An 11972-nucleotide genomic window follows, 5' to 3' on the forward strand; every position below is an offset into this window, starting at 1 on the left:
AAAAGGGATTCAAATGTCTGTCCATGAAGCACCACCGCTAGCCCTGCCGAAAAGCACTGTCGCCAAGATGGAAGCCGCCATGGCGCTAGGCAGCTTTGCCATCGGTACCGGCGAATTCGCCATTATGGGGTTGATGCCGGACATCGCCAGCAACCTGCAGCTGAGCGAGCCCCAGGTGGGCCACGCCATCAGTGCCTACGCGCTGGGCGTGATGGTCGGTGCCCCGACCCTGGCGATTTTGGGGGCCAAGCTGCTGCGCAAGCACATGTTGCTGGTGTTGATGGCGCTGTATGCCCTTGGCAACCTGGCCACGGCGTTCGCCCCCTCGTTCGGCGGCCTGGTCGCTTTCCGCTTCATCAGCGGCCTGCCCCATGGCGCCTACTTCGGCATCGCTGCGGTGGTGGCATCGAGCATGGTCGCCAACAACCAACGGGCAGGTGCCGTGGCGCGGGTGATGATGGGCCTGACGCTGGCCATGTTGCTGGGCAACCCTGTTGCCACTTTACTGGGCCAGTACTTCGGCTGGCGCTCTGCCTTTGTGTTGGTCGGGGCGATCGCCCTGTGCACCATCGCCCTGGTCTGGCGCTTCGTGCCGCAACCGCACGATGAAGTGCGCAGCGACCCGCGCAAGGAACTTAAAGCGTTCGCCCTGCCCCAGGTGTGGATGGCGCTGGCCATTGCATCGATCGGCTTTGCCGGCATGTTCTGTGTGTTCAGCTACCTGGCGCCCACCATGCTGCACGTGACCCAGGTATCGCCGCAGTGGATCCCCTTCGGCCTGGCGGCCTTTGGGGTCGGCGGCATCGTCGGCAACATCGCCGGTGGCAAGTTGTTCGATCGCTTGCAGTTCCGCGCCGTCGGGCTGGTGCTGATCTGGTCAATTGCAGTGCTGCTGTTCTTCACCTTCGCAGCGCATTCGTTGTGGACCCTGCTGCTGGGCGTCGGCCTGGTGGGCACCATGATTGCACTGGCAGCCCCCTTGCAAATCCGCCTGATGGACATTGCCCATGAAGCCCCCAGCCTTGCAGCAGCCTCGAACCACGCCGCGTTCAACCTGGCCAATGCGCTTGGGCCGTGGTTGGGTGGCATGGCCATCACCGCAGGCATGGGCTGGACGAGTACGGGTTATATCGGCGCTGCAACCGCGTTGGTCGGCTTGGGCATTTACCTCGTTGCCCGGCGTATGAAGGGTGGGCATTAAAACCGGTTATTCGGGGGCGCTGTGCGCTTCCGATCCCGCTATGAAACAGAACAACTTGTGTTAATTAACGCTGCAAACTTCTATTAATTGTCCCATCCGTAATATCGCTCAAAACCCCCGCCCTACAGGCCTCCGCTCGCATAACTTCAAGTAATACCACACAGAAAATTAAGCGCATTGACGTTTTTTCAGGGCCACTTCAATAATCCGCGCCAGACGTCTTGGTCGATTAAAAATAAAAGTGCCTGAGGACAACAATGCGCCCTTCATCGAGCAAAACCCATCGCGAACTGATTGCATCCCGCCAACCTGGTTTTGGCATGAATGGCGCGTTGTACAGCCGCCAGGATGTTTTCGAAACCGACATGGAAATCTTCTTCAACCAGCATTGGATTCAGGTCGCCGTTACCGCCGATGTCGATGAACCCGGTGATGTCTTTACCGTCGATATCGGCAAATCGTCGGTGCTGATCCTGCGCGACGATGATGAACAGATCCGCGCCTACCGCAATGTGTGCCGCCACCGCGGCGCGCGCCTGAAGGAAGCAGGCAAATCCACCGTCGGCATGCTGGTATGCCCCTACCATCAGTGGACCTACGACCTGGACGGCAGCCTCAAGCATGCCAGCCACATGGGCAAGGGCTTCGACCCCAAGTGCCGCAGCCTCATCCCGGTGCACTGCAAGGTTGTCGGGGCCCATGTGCTGGTGTGCCTGGGCGACAACCCACCTGAAGACATCAAGGACCTCGAAGCGGTGATGGGGCCGCGCTTCGCACCGTTCGACCTGACCAATACCCGCATCGCCTACGAACTCGACTATATCGAGAACGGCAACTGGAAGCTGGTGATGGAGAACAACCGGGAGTGCTACCACTGCGCCGGCACCCACCCGGAACTGATCGTGTCCTACCAGTCCGAAGACCTTGGCGTCAGCCTGGAAGAGATGAGCGACGAGGCTCGCGCGTCCTACGATGCCTATCAAATTCGCAAGGCCGGCATCGAAGCTGACTGGGCCAATTCGGGCCTGCTCTACGAGACTGTGGAGCATTTGCAGGATGACGCCCCCACGCAGTTTCGCACCCAGCGCATGATCATCGCCGGTGCGGGTGAATCGCAGACACTCGATACCCAGGTTGCCTGCCGCAAACTGTTGGGCAACCTGACCCGTCGCGACCTGGGCGACACCCACCTGTGGGGCAACAACGCCTGGGCTCACGTGATGAGCGACCACGCCATGATCAGCTGGATCATCCCGCTCTCGCCGGACCGCACCCTGGTGCGCACCAAATGGCTGGTGCACCGCGATGCCGTCGAAGGGGTCGACTACGACCTGCAGCGCCTGACCGAGGTCTGGGTCGCCACTACCCAACAGGACGCAGCCCTGGTCGCCATCACCCACAGTGGCACCCAAGACCCCGCCTTCGTCCCAGGCCCCTACTCCACCTACACCGAGCCGTACGTCGACCAGTTCGCCCGCTGGTACACCTCGCGCCTCGCGGCACATGGGGTGTGAAGGAGATGACCGTGCTCGAGAACATTGCCCAGAACATTGCCGGCCTGGGGGCCGACCAGCGCTTCACCGACACCGACCACTGGGCCACCCATGGTGCCCAGTGGGCCAGCGGTGAAAGCAAACGCATCGAATGCCTGAGCGTCGTGGACGAGACCCACGACGTGAAAACCTTCACCTTCCACAGCCCAGACTACCCGGCGCTTGCCTACGAACCGGGCCAGTTCCTCACCGTGTCGCCCGTGATCGGGGGGGCCAGCGTGTCGCGCTGCTACACCCTGTCCTCGACACCGACCCGGCCGTTCACCTTTTCCATCACGGTCAAGCGGGTGCCGGGCGGCACGGTGTCCAACTGGTTGCACGATAACCTGCGCCCTGGCCACGCCCTGGCCGCCTCTGGCCCCGCGGGCGTCTTTACCCCAGTGGCGGGCCCTGCGCGCAAATTGCTGTACCTGTCGGCCGGCTCCGGCGTCACCCCGCTGATGGCGATGACCCGCGCCGCCGCCGACCTGCACGCCGACCTGGACATCGTCTTCGTGCACAGTGCGCGTACGCCTAAAGACATCATCTTCCGCGATGAACTGGCGCGCCTCGGACGCTCCATGCCAGGGCTGCGGACGCTGTTCTTCTGCGAAGGCGCTGGCGACGAGCCCGACTGGGACGGCCCGATCGGGCGCCTGTCGCTGGACGCACTGCAGCGCCAGATCCCCGACTTCAAGGAGCGGACGGTATTCACCTGCGGGCCAAAAGGCTACATGGAGGCGACCAAGGCCTTGTTGGCGGGTGCTGGTTTCGACTTGGCCCGCTACCACCAGGAAAGCTTCGACATCAACGCCGAAGCCGAGCCGGCAGCCGGCCCAGCGGCCCCCGGCCAGGCCCTGGACAGCTTCACCGTGCGCCTTGCCCGCTCTGGCAAGGCATTCACCATGAGCGCCGACCAGACCGTACTGGCCGCTGCCAAAAAAGCCGGTGCCGTAGTCCCCTCCTCGTGCAGCCAAGGTGTATGCGGTACCTGCAAGACCGCGGTATTGCAGGGCAGCGTCGAGATGAAGCACAACGGCGGCATTCGCCAGCGTGAAATCGACAAAGGCCTGCGGCTGCTGTGCTGCAGCCGCCCGACGTCGGACCTGGTGATCGACCTCTGACATTCGACAAGGACGCCCTGTTACTGGGGCGTCCTTTTTTGCCGTCTTGCGAAAATAAAAAGGATATGGACGATGCGTGCAAAACAAGGCCTTTTCAAAGGCCTGAACCCTATTGTAACGGTAGGGTCGATCTCAATCGTGGTGGCGTTCGTGGTGCTCTGCGCCTCACACGGCGACCAAGCCGCGGGTGTATTCAAAGGCGCGTCGGACGCCATTCTCGACCACCTCAAGTGGTTTTACCTGGCGCTGGTCAGCGCCATCCTCGGCTTACTGGTGTACATCGCCTTCAGCCGCTATGGCACCCTCAAGCTCGGGCGCCCCGACGAAAAACCCGAGTTCAGTTTTGCCGCCTGGATCGCCATGCTGTTCAGTGCGGGCATGGGCGTTGGGCTGATCTTCTGGTCGGTTGCCGAACCGGTGCTGCACTACGCCAGCAACCCGTTCACACCGGGGCTCACCGACCAGGCCGCGTCCATGGCCATGCGCATTACCCTGTTGCACTGGGGCCTGCACCCTTGGGCGATCTTCACCGTGATCGGCCTGGGCCTGGCCTACTTCGCCTACCGTGAAGGGCTGCCGCTGGCGCTGCGCTCGATCCTCTACCCGATCATCGGCAACCGCATCTACGGGCCGATTGGCCACACGGTTGACATCATTGGTGGCGCGGTCACTGCATTCGGGGTGTCGCAATCGCTGGGGTTGGGCGTCGAGCAGATCAACATGGGCATGCATCAGGTGTTCGGCACGCCAGTCACCCTGTCGTTCAAGCTGAGCATCATCGCCGTAGTCACCGTGATCGCCTCGATCTCGCTGGTGGCCGGTGTATCGCGTGGCATGAAGCGCCTGTCGACACTGAACATGTGGATTTCCCTGGGGCTGATGCTGGTGGTGCTGGCCCTGGGCCCAACCCATTACATCATGAACCTGCTGTTCGAGTCGGCGGGCGACTACGCGCAGAACATCATCGGCATGAGTTTCTGGACCGACGCCCAGGCCGACAGCAGTTGGCAGAAGAGCTGGACCGCTTTCTATTGGCCGTGGTGGATGACCTGGGGACCGTTCGTTGGCCTGTTCATTGCCCGGATTTCCCGTGGCCGGACCATCCGCGAACTGGTGTTCGGCGCGTTGCTGGTGCCGACCTTGGTGACTATCTTGTGGATGGCCGTGTTCGGCGGTGCCGCGCTGAAGGATGAGCAGCAAGTGCGCCACGCCTACCAAGCACTGCCGGTCGCCGAGCAGGCAGCGGCCGGCGCATTCCAGGGTGGCCCGATTCTGGAAGCCACGCGCAAGGAAACCACCACGGCCATGTTCACCCTGCTCGACCGCCTCGATGGCCCGACGCTGGGTGCAATCCTCAGCGTGATCATCTGCCTGCTGCTGGCCGTGCATTTCGTCACTGCGGCCGATGCCGGGACCCAGGTGCTGTGCATGCTCAACTCGCTGGGCAGCATTGACCCGCCCAACTGGATACGCGTGCTGTGGTGTGTGCTGGAGGGCGCCATCGCGGCCAGCCTGGTGATTGCCGGCGGCTTGCTGGCGATTCAGATGGCCAGCATCGTGGTCGGCCTGCCGATTGCGTTCTACATGCTACTGACCGGGTACAGCCTGATGCGCAGCTTGTTTGCCAGTGATGCGGTGATTACTGGACCGGCGCCGATGCATGCGGGCGCAGAAACCCAGCGGCCTGCCAACGAACTGGCAGCCAGCTGACGTCATCGCATTGTAGGAGCAGCCTTGTGCTGCGAAGAGGCCGGTACAGACCACAGTATTTCGTCTCTGGTACCGGCCTCTTCGCAGCACAAGGCTGCTCCTACCAGGACCGGGCTTGACCGGCGGGGGATTCAATCCAAATCAATAGGTTAGATTTCGATTAGAATGCAGTTCCTTAACTGAGACCTGCTGCCCCCCATGAAAAAACTGCTTTATGCCGTATCGCTCCTGCTCGCCGTCAACCTCCCCGCCTTCGCCAACCCGCCTTCCACCTTCACCGAAGCCAAGGTCGTCGCCAAGCAAAAGGTCTACCTGGACCAGGCAAGCAGCGCCATGGGCGACCTGTATTGCGGCTGCAAATGGACCTGGGTGGGCAAGTCAGGTGGGCGCATCGATGCTGCCTCCTGCGGTTATGAAACCCGCAAACAGCAAAACCGCGCCGAGCGTACCGAGTGGGAACACATCGTGCCGGCCTACACCTTCGGCAATCAGCGCCAATGCTGGAAAAACGGCGGCCGCGAGCATTGTGTCGATGACGACCCGGTCTTCCGCGCGATGGAAGCCGACCTGTTCAACCTCTACCCGGCCGTGGGCGAAGTCAACGGTGACCGCAGCAACTTCAACTACGGCATGGTCGCTGGCAACGCCGGGCAATACGGCCAGTGCTCGACCAAGGTCGATTTCGTGCAGCGCGCCGCCGAGCCGCGTGACGAAGTGAAGGGCCTGGTTGCCCGTACCACCTTCTACATGTTCGACCGCTACAAGCTGAGCATGTCGCGTCAACAGCAGCAACTGCTGATGGCCTGGGACAAACAGCACCCCGTCTCGGCCTGGGAAAAAGAACGTGACCGGCGCATCGCCGCCATCATGGGGCACGCCAACCCGTTCGTGACGGGCGAACGCAAATGGACAGCCGACTACAAGCCTGCTGGCAGTGGCGTGGTGCAAGCCATGCCGGCCAAACCGGTCAGCGAAGCGGCCAAGCCCAGCCTGGCCAGCACTGCAGCAACAGGCGCTGTGCTCGGCAACCGCAACAGCCATGTCTATCACCTGGCCAATGGCTGCCCGGGCTACACCCAGGTGGCTTCGAAGAACCAGGTGATGTTCGGCTCCGAGGGCGAGGCGCAAGCGGCCGGCTACCGCAAGGCGGGCAACTGCCGGTAACCGCTGCGCTTCGGTGCATCAACGCCCGGCTGTTGGGTTCACCAGGTTTGCCGGGCGCTCACCGGCCAGCGCGCTGAGCAGGTTGTCAACCGCACAGCGCGCCATGGCCTCACGGGTATCGTGGGTGGCCGAACCGATGTGCGGGGTCGCCACCACGTTGTCCAGTTGCAGCAGCGGCGAATCACTGGGCAACGGCTCCTGGACGAACACATCCAGGCCCGCGCCGCGGATGCGTTTCTCCCGCAAGGCCTTGATCAGCGCGGCTTCGTCCACCACGCGCCCACGCGCAATGTTCACCAGCATTGCCTCAGGCTTCATCAGGGCAAGCTCACGCGCGCCGATCAAGCCCTCGGTGACGGCACTCAGCGGCACGGTCAGGCAGACGAAATCGGCCTGTTGCAGAAGGTCGTCAAGGCTGCAATGGCGGGCGTCGTAACGGGCCTCCACCGCAGGCTTGGCGCGTGGGCTGTGGTAAAGCACCCGCATGCCAAAACCGGCCGCGCCGCGCCGGGCCAACGCTTCGCCAATCCGCCCCATGCCAATGATGCCCAAGGTCTTGCCGTGCACATCCGTGCCAAAGTGCGCAGGCCCAAGGTTGGCTTGCCACTGGCCGTCACGCACCCAGCCCGCCAGCTCCACGACCCGACGCGCACTGGCCAGGATCAAGGCAAAGCCGGTGTCGGCGGTGGTTTCGGTCAGTACATCGGGCGTGTTGGTCAGCATCACGCCACGCCGGGTCAGGTCGGCGATGTCGTAGTTGTCCACGCCTACCGACACGCTGGCGACCACCTCCAGTTGCGGGGCCAGGTCCAGCAGGCTGCTGTCCAAGCGCAGGCTGGCACCCAACAGCCCTTGAGCGCCCGGCAACGCATCGCGCAGGCGGGCAAGGCCATCGGGCCCGGCCGTGTCCACCCACTTCACGTCAACCTGTTGCTGCAGGCGCGCCATCAACGTGTCGGACAGGCGCTTGTAAAGGACGATTCGCTTCTTCATAGCAGGATTTCCTAGTGGCTCGTGGCCAGATGAGAGCCGCCGCGCTTGGCCCGGCCAGCGGTGTGTGAGGTTTTAAGCGCCGCCGTGAGCGCGACTGCCGTCAGCAGTGCACCGCACATGAACAGGTACGAGGCACCCGGCCCGCCGGTGGCGCCATTGAGGTAACCAACCAGCCACGAGCCGCCGAACGAACCCAGCGCGCCCATGCTGTTGATCAAGGCCATGGCGCCACCGGCGACGTTGCTGGGCAGGATCTCCGGCACGATGGCGAAAAACGGCCCATAGGGCGCGTACATGCAGGCGCCGGCGACGACCAGCAATGCGTAGGACAACCAGAAGTGCTCACTGCCCAAGGCATAGGAGCCATAGAACGCCAGCGCCGCAATCAACAGGGGCGGCCAGACGAAGCGCTTGCGCTTCTGCAAGCGGTCCGACGCCCAGGACACCCCGACCATGGCCAGCACCGCCGCCAGATAGGGCACCGACGACAACCAGCCGGCCTGGACGATGTCGACGTTGGCCGCCTGTTTCAGAATCGACGGCAGCCAGAGCACGAAGCCGTACACGCCGATGCTCCAGCAGAAGTACTGCATCGACAGGATGATCACCTGAGGCGAGCGGAACGCTTCGCGGTAGTTCTTCACCGGTTTGATGCCCTGCTGTTCTGCTGCCAGGGCGTTTTCCAGATCGGTCTTTTCCTGCTCGCTAAGCCACTTGACCTGAGCCGGCCGGTCGTCCACCAGGCGCCACCAGAAGAACGCCCAGATCACCGCAGGCAGGCCTTCGATGATGAACATCCAGCGCCAGTCGTAGTGCTTGATGAGGTAGCCCGACACCACCGACATCCACAGGATGGTCACCGGGTTGCCGAGCATCAGGAAGGTGTTGGCCCGGGACCGTTCGGCGCGGGTGAACCAATGGCAGAGGTACACCAGCATCGCCGGCATCACCGCGGCTTCGACCACGCCAAGCAGGAAGCGGATGCCGATCAGCATGTACACATTGCTGATCATGCCGGTCAGGGTGGCCAGGCCGCCCCAGAGGATCAGGCTGACGAAGATCAGCTTCTTGACGCTGCGTTTTTCGGCGTAGATGGCCCCAGGTACCTGGAAGAAAAAGTAACCAAGGAAAAACAGCGCACCCAGCAACGACGACAGCACCGGGGTGATTTTAAGGTCGTCGGCCATGCCGGACGCTGCCGCGAACCCATAGTTGGCACGGTCCAGGTAGGCCAGGCTGTAGGTGATGAACACGATTGGGATGATGTACCACCAACGGCGACGCGCGAGACTTGTCGTTTGCATCATGTGTACTCCTGAGCTTTTTGTTTTTGTCGCAACAGGTAGGGGCCAGGCGTTCAGGCGCTTATGCGCAGGTCATGGGTTTCGAGTTCGTGACGCAGCGGCAAACCTTCCATGTCGCCGCGCGACTGCACGGCGCGGCTGCCACACCAGTTGCCACGCGCCACCGCCTCGGGCAGTTCACGGCCTTCGAGTAGCGCACTGAGCACACCGACAGCAAAGGCGTCACCCGCACCGACGGTGTCCACCACCTTGGCCACCGGCACCGGGGCTACCTGGCCATCGCCTTTGGCGGTGCGAAAGTACGCGCCTTCGTCCCCCAGCTTGATCACCACCAGTTCCACCCCTTTGTCGAGGTAGAACGCGGCGATGTCCGCCGGTGCGTGCTGGCCGGTCAGCAGGCGGCCTTCTTCAAGTCCCGGCAGTACCCAGTCAGCCTTGACTGCCAGGGCGTTGATCTCGTGGATCATGTGCGTGCGGTCCGGCCACAGCGATGGGCGCAGGTTAGGGTCAAAGGAAATGCTGCGCCCGGCAGCGCGCATGCCATCCACCAATGCATGCGACAAGGCCCTGCACTCGGCTGAAAGCGCCAGCGGGATGCCGGTGGCATGCAGGTGGCGGGCCTGCAACCAATGTGGGCGGATCAATGCCGGGGACAAACGGCGCGCCGCTGAATGGCTGCGAAAGTATTCCACTGCCGGGTCACTGCCATCATCGCAGCGGGCTTTGAGCTGAAAACCGGTGGGGTGTTGCGGGTCGACTTCAACGTCACTGCAGTCCAGGCCTTCCCGGCGCAGGCTGTCGAGGACGAAACGCCCAAGAGAATCGTCGCCCACCCGGCTCAGCCAGCGGACCTTGAAGCCCAGCCGCGACAGGCCGATGGCAACGTTGCTGTCGGCACCGGCGATGCGTTTGCCGAACTGCCCGACATGCGCCAGGTCCCCCACCTGCTCGGCGACGAACATGGCCATGGTTTCGCCGAAGCACAGCACGTCATGCTCATGCATGGCTGACCTCCTCGGCCAGGCCCAGCGCGGACAACGCCACTACCTGGGCACGGGTCAGCGTGAGCAAGTCGTCGGCGGCCAACGGGTATTCCACGGCACGCACCACGCCGGGCGTGAACGCGGCCAGCAAGGCATCCCACGCTTGCAGATCGTCAGCCTGCGGCGGCACGGCAACCAGTCGCCCAGCGGGCTGGCGCTCGACCGCCTTGCAGTGCACATAGCGCACCCAATGCCCCAGTTGGCGAGCCGCTTGCTGCACAGGCTCGCCCTGCCATTGCCAGTTACCGATGTCGAACGTCATGCCCAGCGCCAGCCCAAGGTCATCGGCGCGCTGGAAGAACGTGAGCAGCGGCGCGATGCGCCCGCCTTGCTCGGTCTGGTCGTTCTCGACCAACAGCTGGGGGCCATCGTCAGGCAACAGCGAGCGTAAGGCCGCCACATCGCAGGTGTCATCGAAACGCCCCAGCGATACCTTCAGGGCCACCGCGCCCATCGCGCGGGCCAGCGCCAGTTTCTGCGTCAGGCGAGGGTCTGGCAGGCCCTGCGCCGTCCACAGTTCAAGGGGCGTGGAATACAGGCATTCGAGCCGCAACGCGGTGACGGCGGCGGCCAGCGCGGCGGTGTCCGGCGCGCTTTCGAACAGCTCTTCACGAAATTCGACACGGGTTACGCCGGCAGCGGCCAGCATGTCCAGAAAATGCGCCTGTCCGCGCTGCCGTACCAAGCTGGCACCGTAGCTGGAGAGGCTGATGGAAACGGGGTTCGAGCGCATTGTTATTGTCCTTATGAAACCGGTTTCATTTTTATGCACGTCAAGCCGCAACGTGCTTTTCGTTCAGTCGCGTGAGTGGGTTGAACCTCGGATGATCAGGTCGGCCTTGAAGTCGATGCGCCGTGGCGCCCCGCGTTCGCCGCGCAGGCGGCCCAGCAGGCACTCGAATGCCGCCACGCCGATGCGCTCGGTGGGTTGGGCCAATGCCGTGATGCCGCTGCCGACCAAGGGGTACCAGTCCAGTTCGTCGAGGGCGATCAGGCCGACGTCGTCGAACAAGCCGCAGCCGGCGTCGTGCAGGGTTCGGGTGACGGCCAGCGTCGCCACACCGTTGGAGGTGAAGATGGCTTGAGGGCCATGACCGCTGGCCGAAAGAAATGAAGCCAGGCCGGCGTGAAGGTCGGGGCTGACTTCCAGCACCTGTTGACGCATGCCCGGGCGCCGGTTGATGGATGCGCCGAACGCCTGTACTCGCTCCTGCCGCGAGCTGGTGCCATCGAGCGGTTCGGTTACCGCCAGAATGTCGCGGTAGCCTTGCGCCTGCAGGTGATCCAGGGCCTGTTCGACGGCGTCGGCATTGTCCAGGCCGACCAGGTCGACATTGAGTTCAGGCAGTTGGCGGTCCACCAGCACCATGGGCATGTCGCGCTGCAGGTTCAGCAGTTCGCCGGGATGATGGCCGAGGGTGTTCACGATCAGGCCCTCGACGTTGTAGGACTGCAGGGCCACCAGGTGATGGCGTTCTTGATCGTCGTCGCGGTTGGTGTTGCACACCACCAGGCTGTAGCCGTGTTGGCGGCAGGCGGTTTCGACGCCGTGCATCACCGCCACCGAATAGGGGTTGAGGATGTCTGCCACCAGCATGCCGATCAGCCGGGTCTGGCCGCGTTTGAGGCCCCTGGCCATTTGGTTGGGGCGATAGCCGAGGCGCTCGATGACTTCTTCCAGGCGCTTGGCGGTCGCCTCGGCCAGCAACTGGCGATCGCCACCGATGTAGCGCGAGACAGTGGCCTTGGACACACCGGCCACACGGGCCACTTCGCTGATGGTCACCCGCTCGCGGGCATTGGCAGGCATATCGGTCATGGGTGTCCCTTGTGATTATTGTCGGTGACAGGCTATGAAACCGGTTTCAATACACCAAAACCGGCGCGTTTCGTCACCTACC

9 protein-coding genes and 1 pseudogene are annotated in these 11972 nt (G+C 63.1%); 5 read left to right on the plus strand and 5 right to left on the minus strand.

Annotated features, from left to right (window positions below):
* Positions 1-13: 13 nt before the first annotated feature.
* From D886_RS0107660 to D886_RS0107680, 5 genes are all read left to right on the plus strand, one after another.
* Positions 14-1201: an MFS transporter gene (locus D886_RS0107660; RefSeq protein WP_027593343.1), complete on the plus strand. Its 1188-nt coding sequence runs from the start codon at positions 14-16 to the stop codon at positions 1199-1201.
* 320 nt (positions 1202-1521) lie between these two features.
* On the plus strand, positions 1522-2715 hold the full coding sequence (locus D886_RS0107665) for an SRPBCC family protein (protein WP_371097328.1): 1194 nt from the start codon (positions 1522-1524) through the stop codon (positions 2713-2715).
* A gap of 5 nt (positions 2716-2720) precedes the next feature.
* Positions 2721-3857 carry a hybrid-cluster NAD(P)-dependent oxidoreductase gene (locus D886_RS0107670; protein ID WP_027593345.1) on the plus strand — a complete coding sequence of 379 codons (1137 nt, stop codon included), beginning with the start codon at positions 2721-2723 and terminating at the stop codon, positions 3855-3857.
* Between the two features lie 72 nt (positions 3858-3929).
* Positions 3930-5567: a BCCT family transporter gene (locus D886_RS26815; protein WP_081717467.1), complete on the plus strand. Its 1638-nt coding sequence runs from the start codon at positions 3930-3932 to the stop codon at positions 5565-5567.
* Positions 5568-5765: 198 nt separating this feature from the next.
* A complete protein-coding gene (locus tag D886_RS0107680; RefSeq protein ID WP_027593346.1) occupies positions 5766-6731 on the plus strand; it encodes an endonuclease in 966 nt (321 codons plus the stop codon).
* Between the two features lie 18 nt (positions 6732-6749).
* Here the strand turns inward: D886_RS0107680 and D886_RS0107685 are convergent, their stop codons facing one another.
* The 5 genes and pseudogenes from D886_RS0107685 to D886_RS0107705 form a co-directional block, all read right to left on the minus strand.
* Positions 6750-7724: a D-glycerate dehydrogenase gene (locus D886_RS0107685; RefSeq protein WP_027593347.1), complete on the minus strand. Its 975-nt coding sequence runs from the start codon at positions 7722-7724 to the stop codon at positions 6750-6752.
* Between the two features lie 37 nt (positions 7725-7761).
* A pseudogene (locus D886_RS0107690) lies at positions 7762-9028 on the minus strand (MFS transporter); the annotation flags it as partial.
* Between the two features lie 53 nt (positions 9029-9081).
* Complete coding sequence (locus tag D886_RS0107695) at positions 9082-10032, minus strand: sugar kinase (RefSeq protein WP_027593349.1); 951 nt, start codon at positions 10030-10032, stop codon at positions 9082-9084.
* Positions 10025-10804 (minus strand): TIM barrel protein, encoded by a 780-nt coding sequence (locus tag D886_RS0107700; RefSeq protein ID WP_027593350.1) that lies wholly within the window; start codon positions 10802-10804, stop codon positions 10025-10027. Before D886_RS0107700 ends, D886_RS0107695 begins: the two co-directional genes overlap by 8 nt.
* A 63-nt stretch (positions 10805-10867) precedes the next feature.
* Positions 10868-11890, minus strand: coding sequence for a LacI family DNA-binding transcriptional regulator (locus D886_RS0107705; protein ID WP_027593351.1), 1023 nt, complete (start codon positions 11888-11890; stop codon positions 10868-10870).
* Between the last annotated feature and the right edge of the window lie 82 nt (positions 11891-11972).

This window comes from Pseudomonas sp. LAIL14HWK12:I7 (genome assembly GCF_000483465.1).
Taxonomy (GTDB): Bacteria; Pseudomonadota; Gammaproteobacteria; order Pseudomonadales; family Pseudomonadaceae; genus Aquipseudomonas; species Aquipseudomonas kermanshahensis.